Here is a 22,187-nt window from a genome sequence, read left to right as displayed (position 1 = left end):
ATCGATATAATGTCGTGAAAGTAGGCGAGATTCGATGGATGATCGCAATTTTTTAAAAGAAGAATCTGCAGTGTTAAAGCAATATCCTATAGATCCGTATTTTGCAGAGGATTTTGGCAAAGTGAAAAAAGTCTATACGAAGTCAGGGACCTTCGCTTTGAAAAAAATCCACCCATATGAGGGGACGGATTTTATCAAGCATATCCAGCATCTTTATCAAAAAGGCTATAACAGGATTGTTCCAGTCTATCCGGCAAATGACGGAAGATATGCAGTGTTGCATAATAAGTCTCTGTATTATTTAATGCCTTGGATGCCGAATGAGACAAGGGAGGACCAATCACAAAGACACCAGCAGTTGTTCAGGGAACTGGCGAGGATGCATACCTTGTCAGTAAAGGAAATGGAAATCAGTACGGAAGTTAAGCAAGAGCATTACGAAAAAACGATAAAAGAATGGGAAAAGGAAGAAGAATTCATAAATGGATTCCTTGAAAGCTGTGAGAACAGAGTATATATGTCACCGTTTGAACTGACATTCTGCCTGTATTATATCCAAATTAGCCAGGCAATCCAGTTCGCGAAGCAAAAACTTGAAAGTTGGAATGAAAAAACGAAGGAGCAAAAGAAAACGAGGACTGTTACTCTGCACGGTAAAGTTTCTCCTGAACATTTCCTATTCGATGAAAGAGGATACGGATATTTCATCAACTTCGAGAAGGCGCGGCAGGGGTCGCCGATTCAGGATTTGCTGCCTTTTTTAGCAAGGTCGCTGAAGACACAGCCCAAATATGGAGACGAAATCATCGACTGGATGTATGTCTATCTGAAGTATTTCCCGTTCCGTGAGGATGAAATGCAGTTATTCATGAGCTATCTTGCTTTTCCATCGGGGATTATCCGTGTCGCCGAACTATACCATCAGCGTAAGGCTAAAGTGGATGAGAGGAAGTTTGTCCAAAAGCTGCAGCGCCAGTACTGGCTCTTGAGTAACACGGGTTATGTAGTAACCAAGATAGACGAACTGGAGAAGCAAAAGGAACAGGCAAAACAAGAAGGAGCCCAGAGCTGAATCATGCTCTTTGGCTCCTTAAATAATTTCGAATTTGATTGCCAGTGCAATCATAATGAATATTGATAACAGGAAGACATCAAATGTCGTAGGAAAGAAAAGTGTGCGGATTCCCTGGAACACGCAAAAAGGAATAATGAGCTGAGCACATACTGCACGTGCCGTCCTCGCCCACCGCGGGAGTGTATAAGGATTATACCTTCGTCTCTTCATCGCCATCCCTCCAAACAATCAGGTATCCCTTTTTTCATTCTATGTATGAAAGGCCCAAAAAGTGCTTATTGTTCGCACATCAAGGAGCAAAAAGTATAAAATAATAAAAAATAGGAAATGATGATTGACGTCAATCCCCTTTTTTGGGTAGTATAACTAATATACAAAAACACTATAAAGCAAAGCTTTGACAGGGAAGAGTACATGAGCAGCCAGCTTGAAGAGAGGGAGTCCAGTAGCTGAGAGGACTTCTAAGCAGGAACCATGGAAGGTCGCCCTTGAGCATCGCCTGGGAACGGGTAAACTCCCAGTAACAGGCGACGGTGAAGAACCGTTATCCATATTTGAGCCAGCAACAAAACTGTTTTTACCGTTGCTGGGAAAAAAGGTGGTACCGCGAACAAACTCCATTCGTCCTTTTAAGGCGAATGGAGTTTTTTATTTTAAGGTAAGAAAGTATAAATTTTCACTTCGAGAATTGTCTAGTTTCAGCGCCTAGCCCCTCGAGTCGCTTCGGTCCGCCCAATGAAGTCAAAGAACGACTTCACTGGTCGGCACTCCAGCGCTTGTCGGGGCTGAACAAGGCGCTTGCGCTTTTCTAATTCAAGGAAATGCATTTGAATGGAGGAAAAACTGATGGAAGAGAATTTGTCTATGCCGACTAAATACGATCCGTCTTCAATCGAGCAAGGACGTTATGAATGGTGGATCAAAGGGAAGTTTTTCGAAGCGAAGGATGACGAAACGAAAAAGCCTTATACAATCGTGATTCCGCCGCCAAACGTAACTGGGAAGCTTCACCTGGGCCATGCGTGGGATACAGCGCTTCAGGATATCCTTACACGAATGAAGAGGATGCAGGGATACGATGTTCTATGGCTTCCGGGAATGGACCATGCTGGCATCGCGACACAGGCAAAGGTTGACGAAAAACTTCGCAGCCAGGGTATCAATCGCTATGAACTGGGCCGCGAAAAGTTCCTTGAGGAATCATGGAAATGGAAAGAGGAATATGCACAGCATATCCGCAAGCAATGGTCAAAGCTTGGACTGGGACTTGACTACAGCCGCGAGCGCTTCACATTGGATGAAGGCTTATCCACGGCAGTAAAAGAAGTTTTCGTTTCTCTTTACCGTAAAGGATTGATTTACCGCGGTGAATATATCATCAACTGGGACCCTGCAGCAAAAACAGCTTTATCTGACATTGAGGTAATCCATAAAGATGTCCAGGGTGCTTTCTACCACATGAGATATCCTCTGGCAGACGGCAGCGGTCACATCGAAATCGCAACAACAAGACCGGAAACGATGCTCGGGGATACTGCGGTTGCTGTTCATCCAGAAGATGACCGCTACAAGCATTTAATCGGCAAAACGGTAACCTTGCCAATTGTCGGCCGTGAGATTCCGATTGTCGGCGACGATTATGTTGATATGGAATTCGGATCTGGAGCGGTTAAAATCACTCCTGCACATGACCCTAACGACTTTGAAATCGGAAACCGCCATAATCTTGAAAGAGTACTTGTGATGAACGAAGATGGCTATATGAACGCCAAAGCTGGCAAGTACCAGAGTATGGACCGTTTCGAGTGCCGCAAGCAAATCGTCAAAGATCTTCAGGATGCTGGCGTACTGTTCAAGATTGAAGAGCACATGCACTCAGTAGGGCACTCTGAGCGAAGCGGAGCAGTAGTCGAGCCATATCTTTCAACTCAATGGTTCGTTAAAATGCAGCCGCTAGCTGATGAAGCAATCGCCTTTCAGAGCAAAGAAGAGAAGGTTAATTTCGTACCTGAGCGCTTCGAAAACACCTATATGCGCTGGATGGAAAACATCCGTGACTGGTGTATTTCCCGTCAGCTATGGTGGGGCCACCGAATTCCTGCCTGGTACCATAAAGAAACAGGCGAGGTATACGTTGACCACGAGCCGCCGGCAGACGTTGAAAATTGGGAACAGGATAACGACGTTCTTGATACCTGGTTCAGCTCAGCGTTATGGCCTTTCTCAACAATGGGCTGGCCGAATGAGGAAGCAGCTGACTATAAGCGACACTACCCAACCGATGCACTCGTTACAGGTTATGACATCATCTTCTTCTGGGTATCAAGGATGATCTTCCAGGGCCTTGAGTTCACTGGCCAGAGACCATTCAAGGATGTACTGATCCACGGACTCGTTCGTGCAGAAGATGGCCGTAAGATGAGTAAGTCACTAGGCAATGGTGTTGATCCGATGGATGTCATCGACCAGTACGGTGCTGACTCACTCCGCTACTTCCTGACAACTGGAAGCTCACCGGGCCAGGACCTTCGCTATAGCACGGAAAAGGTAGAAGCGACCTGGAATTTTGCCAATAAAATTTGGAATGCATCACGTTTTGCCTTGATGAACATGAACGACTTGAAGTACGAAGAAATCGATTTGAGCGGTGAAAAATCTGTTGCGGATAAGTGGATTTTGACAAGGCTGAATGAAACGATCGAAACTGTAACAAGACTTTCAGACCGTTATGAGTTTGGTGAGGTTGGCCGAGCGCTATACAACTTCATCTGGGATGATTTCTGTGACTGGTATATTGAAATGGCAAAACTTCCGCTCTACGGCGAAGATGAAGCAGCTAAGAAGACGACAAGATCCATCCTTGCATACGTTCTTGACAACACGATGCGCCTGCTTCACCCATTCATGCCATTCATTACGGAAGAAATCTGGCAGAACCTTCCTCATGAAGGGGAGTCCATTACAGTTGCAAGCTGGCCGAAGGTTGACCCGGCTCTGACTGATAAAGAGGCAGCAGACGATATGAAGCTTCTTGTTGAAGTCATCCGTTCTGTACGAAACATACGCTCCGAAGTGAACACGCCACTTAGCAAGAAGGTTGATATGTTCCTGAAGGCGAAGGATGAAAAGACATTAAGCATGCTTGAAAATAACCGCGGCTACATCGTTCGATTCTGTAATCCAGAGAACCTTGAAATTGGGCTTGAAGTCAACGCTCCTGAAAAAGCAATGACAGCAGTCGCTACAGGACTCGAAATCATCATGCCGCTTGAAGGCCTGATCAACATCGACGAGGAAATCGCCCGTCTTCAAAAGGAAAAAGAGAAGCTTGATAAAGAGGTAGAACGCGTCCAGAAGAAGCTGGCAAACGAAGGCTTTGTCAAGAAAGCTCCTGAAAAAGTCATTGACGAAGAACGCGCAAAGGAAAAAGACTACCTGGAAAAACGTGCAGCAGTCGAAGCACGCATAAACGAATTGAGAAACTAATTAAAGATCATAAATTTGAAGGCGAACCAGTATTGGTTCGTCTTCATCTTGAATTGAGGTGTGTTACATGTTTGATACATATGAACAGGCAATTGATTGGATCCATGCAAGACTGAGACTTGGAATCAAACCAGGACTTACAAGAATGGAATGGATGCTAGAAAGGCTGGGCCATCTTGAAAGAAGAATTAAAACCATTCACATCGGCGGTACGAATGGAAAAGGCTCCACCGTCACCTTTCTTCGCTCGATTTTGCAAGGTGCAGGATATAGAGTTGGAACTTTTACATCACCATACTTTGAGCAATTCAATGAAAGAATCAGCATCAATGGCCAGCCTATCAATGATCTGGAACTGATTGAGCTGACAAATGTGATCAAGCCTCTGGCAGATGAATTGGACCAAACTGAACTGGGCGGGCCTACTGAATTCGAAGTCATCACGGCAATGTCTCTATACTACTTTGCGAAAATGTCTCCTGTGGATGTTGCTATTTACGAGGTAGGTCTTGGCGGGCGATTCGATTCGACTAACGTCATACACCCGCTGCTATCAATCATCACCAGCATTGGTCTAGATCACACGGCGATCCTTGGTGATACATATGAACAAATAGCTTTTGAAAAAGCAGGTATCATCAAGAATGGTGTAAGTGTCATTACGGGAGTGAAGCAGCCTGAAGCACTGGATGTCATTAGAAAAAAAGCGATTGAAGGGAAGTCTCCGCTGTACCATCTTGGAGATGAGTTTTCAACAAGTTCAAGAGAGTCTTTAGAGCGGGGAGAACAATTTTCATTTTCCAGCATGTTCGGCCAGATTCAGAAGCTTGAAACATCGATGATCGGTTCTCATCAGGTAGACAATGCTGCCTGTGCTGTAATGGCTAGCCAGGTCCTTGCAAACTACTATTCCTTTATGATTGAGGAAGAGCATATAAGGGAAGGCCTGACTCAAGCATACTGGCCTGGCCGGCTTGAGATTTTAAGTGAAAATCCTTTAGTCCTGATCGATGGCGCGCATAATGAAGAAGGAATAAATGCGCTGGCACGTGAAATAAATTCTCGATATGCCGATAAAAAGATTAGCATCCTTTTTGCGGCTCTAAAAGATAAAAAGTTAGACAAGATGATCGCGACTCTTGAAGAAGCTGCCGACAAACTGACTTTCACAACATTCGACTTTCCGCGTGCCGCTTCTGCGGAAGAACTAATGGAAGTTGGAAGCAACAGCGGGAATAAAAGCATCGCAGTTGATTATAGAAGCTATCTCAATAAGAAAATAAATGAATTGAACAAAGATGAAATTTTCATTATCACAGGGTCTCTCTACTTTTTATCAGAAGCAAAGCCTTATATCGTGAATGTGTTGAAAAATAAATAAGAAAATTATGACATTGTATAAAAAGTTTGCTAAACTATTATAATAGTGTGACTTTTTACCTAGAAAGGAGGTGGGTAGATTAGATGACTTCAATTTTAAAAAAATCAATCTGGTTTAGCTGGATCTTGATCGTTCCGGTTGGGCTCTGGCTTACCTATCAGGTCTATCCGCCTCCTAATGATATTTCTATATGGGAAGTATTCACCTTTCTGATCTTAATGGCTGTAGTGGCTGCCATGCCTATGGTCGTCAATAATACGCCGATTTTCCTGATCCAGTGGGTGTCGCTCGCTGTATTCCTGTCATACGGGATTTTCGTAGAAATGGTTTTGATGCAAATTTCCGTACTAATCCTTTTAATGCGGCTTCGTGTACAAAAGTCTGATTTATACAGATTCCCTCTGAACTCATTAATGTTCTTCATCGTATCAATAGTGAGTGGATTGATATTTTACGCACTGGGAGGAACACATGGCGCTCATTTGACGGACGATCCATATACGTACATCCTTGGAACGGTATATGGCATTAGTAATTACGGAGTTAATACATTATTCCTGGTATTACTGCAAGCAGTCGTCCTAAAACTGAAGGGACCTTATTTCGGAAAGGATTTCATCTGGGAAACCGTTACGACATTGATTACATTCCCTATCGGCTTCATACTTTATGAACTATACCAGAGTGAGATGGGGCTTTATTCCTTACTGTTTGTCGGGATTCCCTTCGCGAGTCTGTCTATTATTCTAAGTCTCTACTATTCGAGCGGCAAGGTGAACCATTATTTACAGAGTGCCGCTGAGATTGGCCACCAGCTGGCTGAAAGGCTGAAGTCGGATGATGTTCTTGACCTCTTTGTTAAAAAAGTGATTGAGATGCTGCCGGTTGACTATGCCTACATTTTGGATGTAGAAGAAAGAGAATTAAAACTCATCCATAAGGTGGAATTCGGGGAAGTTCTTGAACCGATTGCCGAGCCTCTTGAAAAAGGTAGAGGAATAAGCGGGCTTGTATGGGCAGAGAAAAAGCCTGTTCTTTTCCATTCGAAAAAACAATGGAAGCATATTAATTCAGGCTATATTCCGGCAGGTGCAGAAAGTATCCTCGGTGTACCGATCGTCCGAAACAACCAGGTCATTGGTGTACTTGTCCTGGCCGCAAACAAAAAAAGAGCATTCGAAAAATCGCAGCTGATGATTATCGACATCCTATGTTCGCATTTTGCGGTTGCGGTGGAAAATGCAAGGCACCATGAGAAAACGAAGGAAAATAGTGAACGATGTGCATTGACCGGGCTATACAATTATCGCTATTTTGAAAACATGCTGACCCTGGAATATGAAAAGCTGCAATTCGGTCATAGAAATCGCTTATCCCTCATCCTGCTCGACATCGACCACTTCAAATCCGTCAATGATACATACGGACACCAAAGTGGAAATGAAATTTTAATCGAGCTTGGTGAACGGCTTAGGAAAAGAATCGGAAATATCGGAACGGTTGCCCGTTATGGCGGGGAAGAGTTTGTAATCCTGCTGCCAGACATGATGAAAGGCGATGCCCTTAAACTAGCGGAACAAATCAGGCTGTTGATTGCCGATAATCCGTTCACACTAATGCAATCGATGGATGACGAAGGAAAGCAGCTTATGGTCAATATCACCGCGTCAATCGGCGTAGCCACTGCCCCGCAGGACGCCGAAGATTCACTCTCATTGATCAGACATGCAGACAGAGCATTATATGTAGGAGCAAAACGATCCGGTCGGAACCGGGTTGCGGAATATGTTAAGTGAAAAGGCTGACCCCGGGGTCAGCCTTTTTGTCTAATATTCAACTTTCATACCATTTTCAGGGTCGATCGACCACTCATCGTTTAGTATTGGTCGCGGGCAGCTTTCGGTATCTCCGCCATCAAAGGAGGAGTATTTTTCAAGTTTTTGATTTTCAATAAGGTAAGGTGTACCCAAAATACAAATCTTGGATTTTTCTCCTTTTATAATCGGAGACAAAGGCTTATAGAAGAACGCATCGCCGAAGATGAAAATGGTATCCCTGCCCTTTAATGTAACATCTGAATTAAAAAAGGTGTCGCCTTTAACAATTAAGGTGGTATTCCCTTTGAGGGTTACTGTTTTCTGAAAGAAAGTGGATGCTGTATAGTTTTCCACCTGTTTTCCACCCTTGATTTCAAAATCATCCAATTCAATATTTTCAAATGTGTTCTTATCAGGAAAAAATTCTCCGTCGCGAGAATCTGTACTTTTATTAATTGTTAGCTTGCCTACCAGCTTCTTCTCCTCATTAGCTGTTTTTCCCTTGCTGTTGAAAGAAATTGAGATGTTCTGTACCTGTTTAGTGATAATAGGATTTATTACTTCGTAAGAATTACCTTCATCTATAGATAATGACACAAAGGGATTTTCTGTTAATTGACTTGATAAAGTAGTATAGAAAACATCATCATAGTTGGGTATCCGAATATTCGGGTTAATACTGGCTGCTTCGACAGCTGTTTGAACTGTTTGTCTTGCTTCATCATTTGCGTTTTTAACTAATTTAGATAATATAGCCTCATAATGAGCGACTCCCATCTCAGCAAGGTCGATGGCTCGATTGATCTCGTCTGTCTTGTTGAACTGCTTGCGAGCTGAAAGGGCCATTCCGCTCAATGATATGGCGAAGGTGAAGGTAAGCGTGATAATCAGCAAAACCAGGACGAGCGCATAGCCTTTTTCATTTTTCATCACGAGCCCCTCCTAATATCTTTTGATCATAGTTTCCATCTCATAGGTTTGTCCTGTTTCATCCTTGAGGATTAGATGAATTGAAATAGGACTATTCGAATTGATTACTTTTTCCCCCGTAAATGACTCTGGTTCTGTTATACCAGCCTTGATTTGTAGTGAATATCTGGCATCACCAAGTATTTGTTGGCTGGTCTTTACTCCAATTTGCGCAGATTGAGTCGTGGTATTGTAGTCGATGATATATTCATCGTGTTTTAAATGATATTGCTTTATTGTTGCTATGATCACGTTCGCTTCCTGGTCCATATTATTTTTAGCAGAGATTTGGTTATAGTTTTTATTGAAACCAAAGAAAACTCCATATATGAGAGCAGAGGCGACCATAAGAATCGAAATCGCGGCAATCAGTTCATATAGTGTAAATCCACGTTCATCTTTCAATATATCACCTTCTTATATATGTAAAAGTCCTTGAATTACTTGCTGGGTTGCTTCGGTCTTCCACAGACACTTCCACACGTATTAATCCTACTTCCCCATTAATAAAATTAACAGAAATCTTTTGTTTGTCATCAAATGAACGGTCCAATAGTCCCGTCAAGTTATCCTCGTTAAGGTTACATGGAAGGCTTGGACATTCTGTGCTGGTGTTCAGCACTTCCTTGGTAAGCTCCACTTCTATTAAATTCACAATTTGCTGAGCGGTCTGGGTTGTACTGATCTTGTCTTCATTTTTCTTCACAAACAGTGCTGATTGTGTGAAAAAACCAGCAAAAGATGTAAGAACTATAACAAGAAGTACGATTGACAGCAACACTTCCAGCAAAGTGATTCCTTTTTGGTCATCCAACTTTTTGCCCAAGTCATTGCTCCTCCGTCTATTAAATCTATTAATATTATTATACAATAGAAGAGAGAGAATTTTGTCGTATTTACTGATAATAGTTTGATATATTGCTGATTTATGTATAAAAAAGTAATGAATACAACGAAGATTGGAGTAAGACAATGATAAGCCTTTTACTTCTATTTCTATCGACAGTTTTGAGCGCTGTACTCATTTACATCATTCCATTTGGCCTGGAAAAAAGGCAGAAAAAGTTAATTGCTGTCATCGCTCCTGCAGTTGGCTCTTTAGGATTGGCTTTTAGCTTGATTGTCTCGCCCTGGCAGTCACTACTGGTTATGGTATTATTGGCTGTTTCCACAGGATACGTAATAACCAGCAGGACTAAAGCAAATCTCGAATCCGTAGGGGCAATTACAAGGGTGATGGATACAGGTGGTTCAACCAAATTGGAAGTTCATCCTGATCTGCCAAAATCGATTGATAAAGATGAAAACTTCGATCCAGCTTTGAATGAGAGACATCTCGAAAAGGCTGTTTCCTCAAAAGAGGAAGAAATAAGAATGATAGAGGATATCTCATTCTTGGAAGCAAGAAACGATCGTGAGTTCGGATTAGAGAAATTAGAGGCAATCCCTGTTCTGAACTTTGAAGCTTCAAAAGAAGAAGTTGACGATGCAGCATACGAAACCCAGCCTTCTTAGTACAATACAATTTTTTTTAAGGGGAATATATGTGAAAAAACGCCAAAAAGTAAAAGTCTCATTGATTGTCATTGTTTTTTCATTATTTACATACAGTTTCACTTATTTTGGCGCTTCAGCCTTGAGCTCGCAAAAAGGTGTGGAATCTATATTTTCGGATCATACTTTCATCGGGACGATCGATGTATCAAACAAAACAAAAGAAGAAGCCAGAGCTTTGTTGGAAGCACGCTGGAACGAATGGTCTTCCGATGCGAAAGTAGCATTAATGCATAAAGAACAAAGCTATTCGGTTAAGACAGAAAATTTCACCCTTTTAACAGATCAGACAATTAGTTCTGCAAGTGACGGACAGAAGAATGAACTCTTTGTTGAAATGAAATCATTAAATGGAGTTTTGCCTGACACAATCAATAACCGTTTGAACCTGGAAGTGCTGGAAAACGATTTGGCGGAAGCTATTCAAGGTTTCAATGAGAATATTGTCATTGGGTTAGGCAAGTATCTCCCTCAAGAAGAATCAATAGAAGTTTCATCTATATCTATAAAATTGGATGATAATAATGAAGAGTTTTTGAGTTTTATAAAATCCTTCCCGACAATCGAGCTGGAAGCTGAGTCACAGTTCTCACTGGCATCTCTCGTAAAGGAAAGTGAATTACCTGAGCTATCGGACCATACTTACAGCCAAATAGCCACTGCAATTTATCAGGCCATTCTGCCCACGAACTTTCTTATATCGGAGAGGCATATAAGCAGGGAGCTTACAGAGAATATTGAACCGGGTTTTGAAGCAAAGGTTCAATTTAATAAGAGAATGGATTTTAGTGTTTATAATCCAAATGCTTCCGCATATACAATTATTTTCAACTGGAATGGCCCAGACCTGGAAGTTTCGGTTAAAGGAGAGCCCTTCTTATACAAATACAGTATTCAAACTTTGGACAAGCAGGAATTTAAACCAAGGACGATCAAGCAATTCTCTCCACTATTAAATGCTGGACAAAAATCTGTAAAAGTAGGAGGAAGTCCGGGTGTCATAGTGAAGGTTGTTCGTGAAACCCATACTGAAAAGGGAGAATTATTGAAAACTGAGGTATTGTCAGAAGACTTTTATCCTCCCGTCCATCGAATAGAAGTACATCCCGTAAAAACAGTTGCCACTGAACCTGCATCTGGCACTGCTAACGGGGAGGATACAGTTGTTTTACCTGGAGTTGGAGATTCGGACGCACAGCCAGACCAGTCCATAGGAGAAACTTCACCTGGAGATGATGAAAGTGAAGACGAAACAAATGAAGAAGCTGACATTGAAGAGGACGGTCTATTCGGCAAGCCGAATGAAGAACCAAAGTAAGCCAAAGTTCAGGAGTGAGTAATATGAGACAAATGAGAAGACGGCTTGGCGACCTGTTAGTCGAAACAGGGCTGCTTTCAGAAGATCAGCTGCAAGCCACATTAGCTGAGAAAGCTGCCGGCCAAAAGCTTGGAGATGCACTCCTGCAAAGAGGGCTTATAACAGAGCAGCAGCTGATTGAAGTTCTCGAGTTCCAGTTGGGAATCCCGCATATCAGTTTGTATCGCTATCCATTCGATACGAAGCTTTTTACACTTATACCAAAAGAAATGGCGAAACGTAATTTAGTTATTCCTCTGAAAAAAGAAGGGGAAAAGCTATTTGTGGCTATGGCGGATCCGATGGACTTTTTCACGGTGGATGATCTCAGGTTGTCGACGGGCTTTCATATTGAGACAGCGATAGCGACCAAGGACGATATCATTCGTGCGATTAATAAATATTACGATAATAATGATGGGCTTGATGATTTAATTGGCATTAGCACCCCAGTAATGGAAACTGTTCAGGAAGAGAGTTTGACAGAGGCGGATTCTCCTGTCATCAGGCTGGTGAATCAGTTGCTGTCAAATGCTTCTGCCAACAAGGCGAGTGATATTCATATCGACCCACAGGAAACGAAGGTAGTTATCCGCTACCGTATTGACGGAATCCTGAGGGTGGAACGGGTTCTGCCGAAGCACATGCAAAACGTGCTGATCGCAAGGATTAAAATTATGGCGAATCTTGATATTACGGAAAACAGGACTCCCCAGGATGGAAGAATCAAAGTGAACCTTGATTTTCATCCTATTGACCTTCGTGTTTCTACTTTGCCAACCGTTTTTGGTGAAAAGGTCGTCATGCGATTACTCGATATGGGCAGTACATTGAATGACATCGAAAAGCTCGGTTTCAACAAGCATAATCTCAATCGATTTACGAACATGATCTCAAAACCTAATGGGATCGTTTTAATTACCGGTCCTACCGGTTCCGGGAAGTCTTCTACTCTATATGCCGCGTTGAACAAGCTGAATAGTGAAGAGGTTAACATCATTACGATTGAGGATCCGGTAGAATACCAGATCGAGGGGATTAATCAAATCCAGGTCAATCCGAATGTTGGGATGACATTCGCGGCAGGACTAAGGTCCATCCTTAGACAGGATCCAAACATCATCATGGTTGGTGAAATACGGGATAAAGAGACAGTGGAAGTGGCAGTGAGAGCTTCTTTAACCGGACATCTGGTACTCAGCACGATGCACACGAATGACGCACTGAGCTCTGTGACAAGAATGCTGGACATGGGTGTCGAACCTTTCCTTGTCGCATCTTCGTTAAGCGGAGTTGTCGCCCAGCGGCTGGTCAGAAGGGTGTGCCGGGACTGTGCGGAGGCTCATGAGCCGACAAAACGCGAAATAGATATTTTTTCTAAAAGAGGAATTTCAATTGAGACTGTGTGGAAGGGAAGAGGCTGTTCTTCCTGTAATATGACAGGTTATCGCGGCCGATTGGCGATCCATGAAGTGCTGGCGGTGGACAATGAACTTCGCAGAGCGATCATGAATGAAGAGCCTGTTACAGTATTAAGGGAAATTGCTGTCAGAAATAAAACGATTTTCCTGATTGACGACGGACTGCTGAAGATTAAACAGGGACTCACCACTACTGAAGAAGTTTTAAGGGTAGCGATAACAGAATAAGCGGGGAGTTAACATGAAAGAAAAAATAGAGCATTTACTGAGGTCAGGCTTTGAACTAAAGGCTTCAGATATACACATAACTGTTGGTATTCCCCCAGTAATGAGAATCAATGGGGACTTAAGAAGATACGGGACAGATACAATTACACCAGATGAAATAGAAGCAATGGCAAAAGCTATCGTTCCCGAAAATTCCTGGGATCTGTTCAAGTCAAAAGGTGAGTTGGATTTTTCATATGGAATAGCAGGCATTTCCAGGTTCAGGGTAAACGCCTACCATCAAAGGGGCTGCGTTTCCCTTGCAGTCAGGATCGTTCCTACTAGAATCCCTACATTAGAGGAACTGGAACTGCCGGAAATACTTAAAAGAATTGCCGAGAAACCGCAGGGACTTGTTCTCGTGACAGGACCGACCGGAAGCGGAAAGTCTACAACTCTGGCGTCATTAATCCAGTATATGAACACGACGATGCGTAAGCATATTGTCACTTTAGAGGACCCGATTGAGTATTTGCATAAGCATGGAAATAGCATTATTGACCAGCGTGAAATTGGTCTGGATACGAATAATTTCGCTAATGGATTACGAGCGGCCCTCCGACAGGATCCCGATGTCATCCTGGTGGGGGAAATGCGTGACCTTGATACGATACAGACGGCGATTACTGCTGCTGAAACCGGGCATCTTGTACTGGGCACACTCCATACATCAAGCGCCCCGGCTACAATCAATAGAATACTAGATGTTTTCCCGCCGGGGCAGCAGGCGCAGATTCGAATACAGCTTGCTTCGGTCCTTGTTTCAGTCATTTCCCAGCGCCTATTTCCTACTGTGGATAAAAAGGGACGTAGAAACGCAACGGAGATTTTGATAAACAATGCAGCTGTAGCGAACCTAATTAGGAACGAAAAAATCCATCAAATTATTAGTATCATGCAGACCTCCAGGATTCATGGAATGCATACACTTGAGATGGACATCAAGGAGCTTGTCCAGAGGGGTATCATCTCTAAGGAAATCGCTGAACCCTACATGCTGGAGAAGTTGATATAAGATGTCTCGATTTAAATATTCCGGACGCGACCGGACAAAAAAACGCTCAGGCACGATCACGGCCGGTTCCAAGCGTGAAGCACTGGAAAAGCTTCGTGAGGAAGGAATCAGGACAACAGAGATCATTGAAGTGCCTGAAACTTGGCTTACAAAAGATATTACCATCGGGAATCCTGTTAAGCTGCAGCATCTGGTCATTTATTTACGACAGTTTGCTACCTTGTTAAAAGCCGGAGTTTCGGTTGTGGAATCCACTAAAATCTTAGCGAAGCAAACGGATAGTAAAGCATTGAAGAAGGCACTGCTTGACATCGAAGCAGAGCTGCGGGAAGGGATCCAGCTGTCAGCGGCAACCGCCAAGCACAGTAAAATCTTTTCATCCATGTATATTAATATGGTGAAAGCAGGAGAAGCAGGCGGAAATATGGATGAGACGCTGGAGCGGCTTGCTGAACACTATGAGAAGCAGCATAACACCCGACAGAAAGTCATCGCCGCAATCAGTTATCCAGCTGTGATTGCGGTACTTGCGATACTGGTGGTCATCTTTTTATTAGTTTCGATTGTACCTACCTTTGTTGGCATGTTCGAGGATTTTGGCGGGGAACTGCCAGCGATCACGAAGTTTGTCCTGGGTGCAAGTGAGTTCATGCAATCCTTTTGGTGGCTGATTCTGCTATTGATGGTCGGAGTCGTTGCGGGTCTATCAGCGATGAAGAAAAATAAACAGACAAAATATTATCTGGATTTCGCTATTCTGCGGATGCCGATTTTCGGAAAAATGATGCAAAAAGCAGTACTCGCCCGAATGACAAGAACGCTAAGCTCGCTCTTTTCGAGTTCAGTTCCCATTCTACAGGCGTTGTCAATTGTTGAAAATGTTGTAGAAAATGAAGTGGTAGGAAGAGTCGTTCGTGAATCTCGTGATGCGCTCGAGATTGGACAATCAATGACAGGACCTATGAAGAAACACTGGGCATTCCCGCCGCTAGTCACACAGATGATTGCGATTGGAGAAGAGACAGGTTCACTGGACGCAATGCTTGGAAAAGTAGCCGACTTCTACGAAAAAGAAGTAGAGACCAGTACAGATCAATTAAAATCCTTGATTGAACCAATCATGATCGTCATACTCGCAGGACTTGTCGGAACCATCGTTACCTCCATCATGATTCCAATGTTCGACATATTCAATCACGTAAATTGATTTTGACCAAAAAGAGACAATTCTCTACACATTCTTTATATGAAATTTATAATCTATCATCTATAATATGATTAGATAGATACGCAAATAGTCATAGGTAAAATTTACTAAAGGAGAGATAATTATGTTAAAAGCTATTAAGAAAAAAATGAAAGACCAGAGAGGTTTGACGCTAGTTGAACTTTTGGCTGTAGTTGTTATTTTGGGGATTATTAGTGCGATTGCCGTGCCGAGTATTGGCGGAATTATCCAAAAGGCAAAAATTGATGCAGTAAAAGCTGAGGCTATTCAGGTTTTAAATGCAGGTAAGTTACATCTTACATCAGATGATAGTACTACTTTAACTCAGGCCCAACTTGCACCCTATCTAGAAAATGAAGATTTAACTTCCTATTCTGTTAAGGTCGTTAATGATGAATTAACAGTAACTGCTAAAGGTAAGGCTGGAGACATAGACGTAATAATAACTGACGCGACACTTAAGATGTTAGAAAATGAAGATTGGACTCCAAATAAAAATGATAGAGTTATCATTGGACCTGCCTCTAGTAATTAATAATATTTCATAGTGAGGTTTTCTTATTTTGAATGGATTCCTGTTCATCTACGGCCTAGTCCTAGGTTCCTTCTACAACGTAGTAGGTCTCCGGGTCCCAGAAGGAAAATCAATCGTCGCGCCGCGGTCCTCATGTCCGAAGTGTGGGCATCAGCTGAAGGCAATTGAATTGATTCCGGTAGTTTCATATTTTATTCAAAGGGGGAAGTGCCGCCAGTGCAAGGTCGGCATTTCGCCCGTTTATCCTTTTTTTGAGCTTTTAACGGGCAGTCTGTTTGCGGCAGCTTATCTTTTAATTGGGTGGAGCGGTGAATTGGTCATCGCCCTGACTTTGATTTCATTGTTCATCATCATTACGGTTTCCGATCTTGCTTACATGATTATTCCCGATAAGGTGCTTCTTGTTTTTGCGGGTATTTTTATTGTAGAGCGTATATTTCTTCCTCTCTCTCCCTGGTGGGATTCAGTCGCTGGGGCAGTTGCAGGATTCATGATCCTCTTATTTATTGCCCTCATCAGCAAGGGGGGGATGGGCGGCGGCGATATCAAGCTTTTTGCGTTGATTGGCTTCGTAGTTGGTTTTAAGACAATGCTTCTATCCTTCTTTTTTGCTACCTTTTATGGCGCTTTCTTCGGTATTGCTGCCATGCTCCTTGGATTTGTGAAAAGAAAGCAAGCTATTCCATTCGGTCCTTTCATTGCCCTTGGTACTCTAACAGCCTATTTCTTCGGTGAAGAAATCTTAGGATGGTATCTTCAATTTTTCATGGTTGGATTCTAACTTATTTATAAACGACAAATTAAAATACAACAATTTTTTAGTACAGTCACACATTAAGGAGTTTCAATTATGGCATTTTCCTTATTTTCCAGCAGTAACAAAATCGTCAATATCGTGCTCAATGACCATTCAATTCGTTTTGTGGAGTTAAAGCAGAAGAACCCGATCACAGTGAATCATTATGGAGAGAGATATTTACCGTCAGGAATCATTTCAGATGGTAAAATCCTCGATTTTGCCACATTATCGAATATACTGGATGAGTGCATTGCTGAGTGGAAAATAGCCAAAAGGGAAATCCGCTTCATCGTACCAGATTCCTTTGTCATTATCAGAAAGGTAATTATTCCTGCTGATATCAACGAGGATGAAATCGAGGGATTTTTATATTTGGAGCTGGGTTCAACCATCCATTTGCCTTTTGAAGATCCAGTATTCGACACGATTACGTTGGGGACTGAGAATAACAAGAAAGAGATTCTGTTATTTGCAGCACCGGAAAAGTACATACTTGAGTTTGAGGATTTATTTAAAAGTGTTCGACTTAAGCCGGTTGCTGCTGATATTTCACCACTTGCAATCTATCGACTCTATCACCATCAAGACATGGCTGTGAAAAACGAAGTATTGCTGACTGTCCAATTTGACCTTGATGTTGTCAGTTTGTGCATTTTTGAAGAGCAAATCCCTGTTTTTATGCGCCATATTCCTGGTGATCTAAAGGATAACTGGAAGCTTTCCCGTCGCAGAGAGGATCATTCAAGTCCAGAACTCGTTTATGATGGTGAAGTTTCAGATATTATATTCCAGCTTGAGGAAATCTATCGGGATATTGCAAAACTAATGGATTTTTATCGATTTTCCCTGACTCAAGGAAAAAAAGAGGTTACGCGAATATTAGTAAATGGTGACCATCCAATGCTGGACCGGGCGATTGTCGATATGAAAGATCGGTTCGGTATGACTGTATCGACTATTAATATGAAAGCAATGGGCTCCAACTCGGAAGGATTGCCAGTTGCGTTTAACCTTGCTCTTGGGCTTGGCTTGAAAGAGGTGTAATAATGCTGGTTGAAATTAATCTTTTACCAAAAAAAGAACATGGAAAGTCATCACAGCTTATTATCGCCGCTATAATCTTCATCTTAATTGCGATTATTATTTCCGTTATATATTTGCAGGGCAGAAGCTATGAAAATGAAATGGAACTAGTCGATAAAAAAATCTCGGCCCTGCAAGAATTAAATAATGCACAGCAGGAAAAATTGGCTGAAGAAAACGCTGGGAATTCCGTAATCAAGCTGCAGGAAGCTGTTCAATGGATAGAAAAGTACCCGGTGCAAACAGTACCGATTATGCAAAACATCATCTCCTTGCTGCCTGAACGCGGATTTATCCAGAGCTTTGAATATAGCAACATGGATTCTATTCTTGTGACGATTCAATACGATGCTGCAAGGGACGCTGCGTTTTACTTAAGCTCACTTAAACAATCGGAATGGGTCAGAGAAGCTGAATTGATGAATGTTGTAGCCGCTGAGATTGAGGAGGAGCCTGGATCGAGCAATGATTCTGAAGGGAAAACACTGCCGCGATATAGTGCAGCCTATAAGATTGTGTTCCATCCTGATTTATTTAAACCGGCAGCTGTTGAAGGAGGAGATGAATCATGAACCTCCGATTAGAAAAAAAGCATTACTTAATCCTTCTGTCTGCAGCTTTATTGTCTGTTTTAATTTATATCGCTGGTTTTTATCTTTATTTAGCTCCTATGAATACTAGTTTGTCATTAAAGGAAAGTCAATTAAAGATGGAGCAGCAGCTTAATTCAACATTGGAAGCAAGGCTTGCTTCAGTGAATGAAACGGATTTTAGCAGCACAGCTGAGTTGCAAAAAAGGCTTCCAGTGGACCCGATGGTTGAGCAGTTAGTCCTTGACATTGAAAAAGCAGAGGTCATTTCAAATAGTTTTGTTACATCAATGAACTTCCATGCTAGCCAGCAGGCTGTCACTACAATACAACCGGAAACTTCATCTTCAGAACAGGTTACTGCTGAGTCTGAGAACCAGGTTGATACTTCCGATCCTAAGGTGGAAGTAACGAATCCACAACCAGAGATGCCGGACGGCCTAGTGAAAACAACAGCACAAATCAATGTTAAAGCAGATAACTACTTTAGCCTCGAGAAATTCATTTCTGCGTTAGAATCTCTTAGGAGAATAGTAGTGGTAGAATCTATCTCTTTTAGCGGCCCTCTAGAAATCTTCACTCTATCAGACGAAGAAGCGCCGATAGAAATGGTGTTAACAATCAATGCCTTTTATTTTCCAGAACTAGCAGAATTAAAAGACTACAACCCAAAAATCGAAACACCTGAACCTGCCAACAAACGCAACCCTTTCCCAACTTTCGGAGATTACTCAGAAGATAACCTGACAGAAAATGAGCAACCCGATGTGGATGGAACAGAAGGAACGGACGGAAACTAAATCTAGTAAAAAAATTGACGAAAGCATTCTATAACAAGACGACAAAAGTCTTGTTATTTTTTTTTGCCACTATGATAGGATGGAGCAAAATAGGAACGGGCAGGGGGAGGTACAAGCATTGGACAAGCAAGGAAAGACGATCACTATCAAGATTAATGGCAAGGACCGTCCGGTACACGCAGACAAAAAAATGCAGGATAATGGCAGCAAAAAGAAACCTAAACAAGAAGAATCCTTTGAAAAGCCAAAATATAATAAAGAAAAAAGCAGCAGTTACCAGATCAATGAGAGCCATGGAGACCGCAGCAAGGTGTATCCGCTGGACAATGATGCAGCGTTGAATGAAACAGCGGCCGCCCAGGAACAAGCCGAAGAGAGCTTTGATTGGATCTTGCCTGATCCTGTCGAAAAGGAAATTATCAAGGAATACAAAATTGCTCCGAAGCAAGAAAAAAAGCCAAAAAAGAAAGGTATTGGCATTTCGGTTTGGAATACTAAGTCTAAAAAGAACAATCGTCATTATACGACTATTATTATGAATGTCGTTTTTGCCGTTTTGCTCGGGACAGCATTTGGAGTGACATTCCTTAAATTCTTGCCATCAGAACCTGATACGGCTACACCAGCCGTCACCACGCCGAAAGCCGGCCAAGCAGCAGAAAGCCCTGCAGCCGGGAAGGAGTCGATTGAGTTAACATCGATTCCGACCTTTGTAGTCCAGAATGGTGTCTTCACAACAGAGGCTGCTGCCAAGGAAAGGGTGAATCTTCTGGCTGGCCAGGGGATCACAGCTGAGTTATTTCCTGTAAATGGCCAGTTCGCCGTCTATTTAGGAACTGCTGGAAGCATTGAGGCTGCCAAGCAACAGGCAGAGGCACTCAAATCAAAAGGAGTTGAGGTGTTCGCAAAACCATTTGAAATTTCAGGTGGAACGGCAGCCGGCTTAACAGCAGCTGAATCGGAATTCCTCAAGCAGGCAGCGGAAATCTATCCAATCCTGATGAGCGGATCTGCAGCTGCGCCAGAGGAAGTGGAAAAAGCAGAAAGTTACCAGAACATGATAAGCAAGATTGAAGATAAGAGTATAAAGGATCCAACTGTCCTGAAGGCTAAGGCGAGCATGGAGAGGGCAGGTGCTGCTTTTATAAGCTACCAAAAAAGCAAGGATGCCAATCAGCTGACGGAAATGGAGAAAAGCCTCCTGACATTCCTGTCAGCCTATCAATCCATTGGCAAGTAATCTCTGCCGGCAATCATTTCTTGGCGGGATGGAGAAAGAATATTTCCCGGAAAATTGTACAAATTAACAGAGCCTTCGGCAAAATGCGCCAGGCTCTGATTTTTTTTGCGAGAATAAGGACTTTAGATTGTTTGAAATGGTGAACTTTGATAGTATTAGCTTGTATCTCCCTTTGATGCAAAAAGAAAAGAAAGGTGATTTTATGCAACGCCTCATTTTAGCCTCTTCTTCTCCACGGCGAAAAGAACTTCTTGAAAACCTCCGCTTGAAATTCGAAATCTCGAGCAGTGATGCAGACGAAAGTTTCAGTGAGTCCCTCAGCCCTGCTGAAGTGGTTATGGAGCTTGCGTCCAGAAAATCAGGAACTGTTGCTCAAGATTATCCTGATTGTTTCGTGATTGGCTCAGATACTGTCGTGGTCCACGATGGAACAATCCTTGGGAAGCCTGAGAGCGGACAAGAAGCCTTACAGATGCTCAAAAAGCTGTCTGGGAACACCCATTCAGTTTACACAGGAGTATCGATCATCTCCCCTGAGAAGGAAACGTGTTTCTATGAAAAAACAGATGTGACGTTCTGGGATTTGTCAGATGAAGAAATCGACACCTATATAAAGAGCGGTGAACCATTCGATAAGGCAGGCGGCTATGGAATCCAGGGATTCGGCAGCATGCTCGTCAAAGAAATCAGTGGGGATTATTACACAGTTGTTGGACTGCCTGTATCCAAGTTGATCAGGGAGTTAAGAAAAATCGGTTACAACCTTCCTTATTAAAAGAATGCCACAGAAACTTCTTCTACACTTCCCTCGTCATAATCAATGACTGGGAGGAAAATCTATTGTCTACAAATTCATTAATGATTAGAGATTATCCGCAAAATGAGCGGCCGCGGGAGCGATTTGTCCAGAATGGCCCCCAAAGCCTCTCCAATCATGAATTGCTTGCCTTGTTGCTTGGTACAGGCTCACGGGAGGAATCAGTCCTTCAGCTTGCAAACCGAATGCTTGCCCAGTTTGAGGGCCTTCGCCTTCTAAAAGATGCTACACTCGAAGAGCTAACACAAATAAAAGGAATCGGAAAAGCAAAAGCGATCCATGTCCTCGCGGCAGTAGAAATCGGCAGGCGCATCGCCAACCATACCCTTGATGAACGTTATGTTATCCGCTCACCGGAAGACGGTGCGAAATATTTAATGAATGATATGCGCTTCCTGACACAGGAGCATTTTGTCTGCCTATACTTGAATACGAAAAATCAGGTGATCCACAGGCAGACGATTTTTATCGGCAGTCTTAACGCTTCGATTGTCCACCCGAGAGAGGTATATAAAGAAGCGGTACGCCGGTCGGCAGCGTCTGTCATCTGCGTCCACAATCATCCATCCGGTGATCCTACCCCTAGCAGGGAGGATATAGAAGTGACGAAAAGACTTGCTGAGTCTGGGAAAATTGTCGGAATCGAATTGTTAGATCATTTAATCATTGGGGAAAATAAATATGTTAGTTTGAAGGAAAAAGGGTATGTATGATACTAGGATTTTGATTGACGTTGCGATATAATATAATTTA

General features: G+C 42.6%; 21 protein-coding genes and 1 other annotated feature. Of the genes, 17 read left to right on the top strand and 4 right to left on the bottom strand.

The window, feature by feature from the left end; genetic code table 11:
* Positions 1–34: 34 nt before the first annotated feature.
* Complete coding sequence (ysxE, locus tag AC0VX7_RS17755) at positions 35–1,072, top strand: spore coat protein YsxE (RefSeq protein WP_475425250.1); 1,038 nt, start codon at positions 35–37, stop codon at positions 1,070–1,072.
* Between the two features lie 18 nt (positions 1,073–1,090).
* Here the strand turns inward: ysxE and AC0VX7_RS17750 are convergent, their stop codons facing one another.
* On the bottom strand, positions 1,091–1,285 hold the full coding sequence (locus AC0VX7_RS17750; protein ID WP_041964040.1) for a hypothetical protein: 195 nt from the start codon (positions 1,283–1,285) through the stop codon (positions 1,091–1,093).
* A 178-nt stretch (positions 1,286–1,463) separates the two neighbouring features.
* Positions 1,464–1,707 (top strand) — a binding site (T-box leader).
* A 214-nt stretch (positions 1,708–1,921) separates the two neighbouring features.
* On the opposite strand from AC0VX7_RS17750, the gene AC0VX7_RS17745 reads away from it, so the two are divergent.
* From AC0VX7_RS17745 to AC0VX7_RS17735, 3 genes are all read left to right on the top strand, one after another.
* On the top strand, positions 1,922–4,561 hold the full coding sequence (locus AC0VX7_RS17745; RefSeq protein ID WP_475425249.1) for a valine--tRNA ligase: 2,640 nt from the start codon (positions 1,922–1,924) through the stop codon (positions 4,559–4,561).
* A gap of 67 nt (positions 4,562–4,628) precedes the next feature.
* On the top strand, positions 4,629–5,942 hold the full coding sequence (locus AC0VX7_RS17740; protein ID WP_475425248.1) for a bifunctional folylpolyglutamate synthase/dihydrofolate synthase: 1,314 nt from the start codon (positions 4,629–4,631) through the stop codon (positions 5,940–5,942).
* Positions 5,943–6,025: 83 nt separating this feature from the next.
* The gene (locus tag AC0VX7_RS17735) at positions 6,026–7,738 is read left to right on the top strand and encodes a sensor domain-containing diguanylate cyclase (protein WP_475425247.1); all 1,713 of its coding nucleotides are present in this window, start codon (positions 6,026–6,028) and stop codon (positions 7,736–7,738) included.
* A 30-nt stretch (positions 7,739–7,768) separates the two neighbouring features.
* On the opposite strand, the gene AC0VX7_RS17730 is transcribed toward AC0VX7_RS17735, so the two are convergent.
* From AC0VX7_RS17730 to AC0VX7_RS17720, 3 genes are read right to left on the bottom strand one after another with little or no spacing between them, the layout of a single operon-like run.
* Positions 7,769–8,689 (bottom strand): hypothetical protein, encoded by a 921-nt coding sequence (locus tag AC0VX7_RS17730; RefSeq protein WP_475425246.1) that lies wholly within the window; start codon positions 8,687–8,689, stop codon positions 7,769–7,771.
* Positions 8,690–8,701: 12 nt separating this feature from the next.
* Entirely contained in the window at positions 8,702–9,133 is a 432-nt protein-coding gene (locus tag AC0VX7_RS17725) for a type II secretion system protein (RefSeq protein WP_475425245.1), read from the bottom strand.
* 4 nt (positions 9,134–9,137) lie between these two features.
* A complete protein-coding gene (locus tag AC0VX7_RS17720) occupies positions 9,138–9,554 on the bottom strand; it encodes a type IV pilus modification PilV family protein (RefSeq protein WP_475425244.1) in 417 nt (138 codons plus the stop codon).
* A 146-nt stretch (positions 9,555–9,700) separates the two neighbouring features.
* Here AC0VX7_RS17720 and AC0VX7_RS17715 point away from each other — a divergent pair, with 146 nt between their 5' ends.
* The 13 genes from AC0VX7_RS17715 to radC all read left to right on the top strand — a co-directional run bounded on the left by AC0VX7_RS17715 (position 9,701) and on the right by radC (position 22,147).
* Positions 9,701–10,243 (top strand): hypothetical protein, encoded by a 543-nt coding sequence (locus AC0VX7_RS17715; protein WP_475425243.1) that lies wholly within the window; start codon positions 9,701–9,703, stop codon positions 10,241–10,243.
* Between the two features lie 31 nt (positions 10,244–10,274).
* Positions 10,275–11,600 (top strand): G5 domain-containing protein, encoded by a 1,326-nt coding sequence (locus tag AC0VX7_RS17710; protein WP_475425242.1) that lies wholly within the window; start codon positions 10,275–10,277, stop codon positions 11,598–11,600.
* 23 nt (positions 11,601–11,623) lie between these two features.
* Entirely contained in the window at positions 11,624–13,288 is a 1,665-nt protein-coding gene (locus AC0VX7_RS17705; protein WP_475425241.1) for a GspE/PulE family protein, read from the top strand.
* 13 nt (positions 13,289–13,301) lie between these two features.
* On the top strand, positions 13,302–14,342 hold the full coding sequence (locus AC0VX7_RS17700) for a type IV pilus twitching motility protein PilT (RefSeq protein WP_475425240.1): 1,041 nt from the start codon (positions 13,302–13,304) through the stop codon (positions 14,340–14,342).
* Position 14,343: 1 nt separating this feature from the next.
* Positions 14,344–15,549 (top strand): type II secretion system F family protein, encoded by a 1,206-nt coding sequence (locus AC0VX7_RS17695; protein ID WP_475425239.1) that lies wholly within the window; start codon positions 14,344–14,346, stop codon positions 15,547–15,549.
* Positions 15,550–15,673: 124 nt separating this feature from the next.
* Positions 15,674–16,105 carry a type IV pilin protein gene (locus AC0VX7_RS17690; protein WP_475425238.1) on the top strand — a complete coding sequence of 144 codons (432 nt, stop codon included), beginning with the start codon at positions 15,674–15,676 and terminating at the stop codon, positions 16,103–16,105.
* A 28-nt stretch (positions 16,106–16,133) separates the two neighbouring features.
* Positions 16,134–16,886 carry a prepilin peptidase gene (locus AC0VX7_RS17685; protein WP_475425237.1) on the top strand — a complete coding sequence of 251 codons (753 nt, stop codon included), beginning with the start codon at positions 16,134–16,136 and terminating at the stop codon, positions 16,884–16,886.
* Positions 16,887–16,955: 69 nt separating this feature from the next.
* Positions 16,956–17,948 carry a type IV pilus biogenesis protein PilM gene (gene pilM, locus AC0VX7_RS17680; RefSeq protein WP_475425236.1) on the top strand — a complete coding sequence of 331 codons (993 nt, stop codon included), beginning with the start codon at positions 16,956–16,958 and terminating at the stop codon, positions 17,946–17,948.
* Between the two features lie 2 nt (positions 17,949–17,950).
* Positions 17,951–18,559 (top strand): hypothetical protein, encoded by a 609-nt coding sequence (locus AC0VX7_RS17675; protein ID WP_475425235.1) that lies wholly within the window; start codon positions 17,951–17,953, stop codon positions 18,557–18,559.
* On the top strand, positions 18,556–19,377 hold the full coding sequence (locus AC0VX7_RS17670; protein ID WP_475425234.1) for a hypothetical protein: 822 nt from the start codon (positions 18,556–18,558) through the stop codon (positions 19,375–19,377). The genes AC0VX7_RS17675 and AC0VX7_RS17670 overlap by 4 nt, the downstream gene beginning before the upstream one ends.
* A gap of 118 nt (positions 19,378–19,495) precedes the next feature.
* Positions 19,496–20,617: an SPOR domain-containing protein gene (locus AC0VX7_RS17665; protein WP_475425233.1), complete on the top strand. Its 1,122-nt coding sequence runs from the start codon at positions 19,496–19,498 to the stop codon at positions 20,615–20,617.
* 202 nt (positions 20,618–20,819) lie between these two features.
* Positions 20,820–21,392, top strand: a complete 573-nt coding sequence (locus AC0VX7_RS17660) for a Maf family protein (RefSeq protein WP_475425232.1) — start codon at positions 20,820–20,822, stop codon at positions 21,390–21,392.
* 65 nt (positions 21,393–21,457) lie between these two features.
* Positions 21,458–22,147, top strand: coding sequence for a RadC family protein (gene radC / locus AC0VX7_RS17655; RefSeq protein ID WP_023627138.1), 690 nt, complete (start codon positions 21,458–21,460; stop codon positions 22,145–22,147).
* Positions 22,148–22,187 lie beyond the last annotated feature (40 nt).

The sequence above is a fragment of the Mesobacillus sp. QJM3NY_10 genome (assembly GCF_056173465.1).
Note: the sequence above shows the minus strand (reverse complement) of the source record. Positions and strands in the feature narration are given on the sequence as shown.

Bases quoted from the DNA above. Each gene is read 5' to 3' on its own strand.
- ysxE (WP_475425250.1), top strand. From the start codon at position 35: ATGGATGATCGCAATTTTTTAAAAGAAGAATCTGCAGTGTTAAAGCAA.
- AC0VX7_RS17750 (WP_041964040.1), bottom strand. From the start codon at position 1,285: ATGAAGAGACGAAGGTATAATCCTTATACACTCCCGCGGTGGGCGAGG.
- AC0VX7_RS17745 (WP_475425249.1), top strand. From the start codon at position 1,922: ATGGAAGAGAATTTGTCTATGCCGACTAAATACGATCCGTCTTCAATC.
- AC0VX7_RS17740 (WP_475425248.1), top strand. From the start codon at position 4,629: ATGTTTGATACATATGAACAGGCAATTGATTGGATCCATGCAAGACTG.
- AC0VX7_RS17735 (WP_475425247.1), top strand. From the start codon at position 6,026: ATGACTTCAATTTTAAAAAAATCAATCTGGTTTAGCTGGATCTTGATC.
- AC0VX7_RS17730 (WP_475425246.1), bottom strand. From the start codon at position 8,689: ATGAAAAATGAAAAAGGCTATGCGCTCGTCCTGGTTTTGCTGATTATC.
- AC0VX7_RS17715 (WP_475425243.1), top strand. From the start codon at position 9,701: ATGATAAGCCTTTTACTTCTATTTCTATCGACAGTTTTGAGCGCTGTA.
- AC0VX7_RS17705 (WP_475425241.1), top strand. From the start codon at position 11,624: ATGAGACAAATGAGAAGACGGCTTGGCGACCTGTTAGTCGAAACAGGG.
- AC0VX7_RS17700 (WP_475425240.1), top strand. From the start codon at position 13,302: ATGAAAGAAAAAATAGAGCATTTACTGAGGTCAGGCTTTGAACTAAAG.
- AC0VX7_RS17695 (WP_475425239.1), top strand. From the start codon at position 14,344: ATGTCTCGATTTAAATATTCCGGACGCGACCGGACAAAAAAACGCTCA.
- AC0VX7_RS17690 (WP_475425238.1), top strand. From the start codon at position 15,674: ATGTTAAAAGCTATTAAGAAAAAAATGAAAGACCAGAGAGGTTTGACG.
- pilM (WP_475425236.1), top strand. From the start codon at position 16,956: ATGGCATTTTCCTTATTTTCCAGCAGTAACAAAATCGTCAATATCGTG.
- AC0VX7_RS17675 (WP_475425235.1), top strand. From the start codon at position 17,951: ATGCTGGTTGAAATTAATCTTTTACCAAAAAAAGAACATGGAAAGTCA.
- AC0VX7_RS17670 (WP_475425234.1), top strand. From the start codon at position 18,556: ATGAACCTCCGATTAGAAAAAAAGCATTACTTAATCCTTCTGTCTGCA.
- AC0VX7_RS17660 (WP_475425232.1), top strand. From the start codon at position 20,820: ATGCAACGCCTCATTTTAGCCTCTTCTTCTCCACGGCGAAAAGAACTT.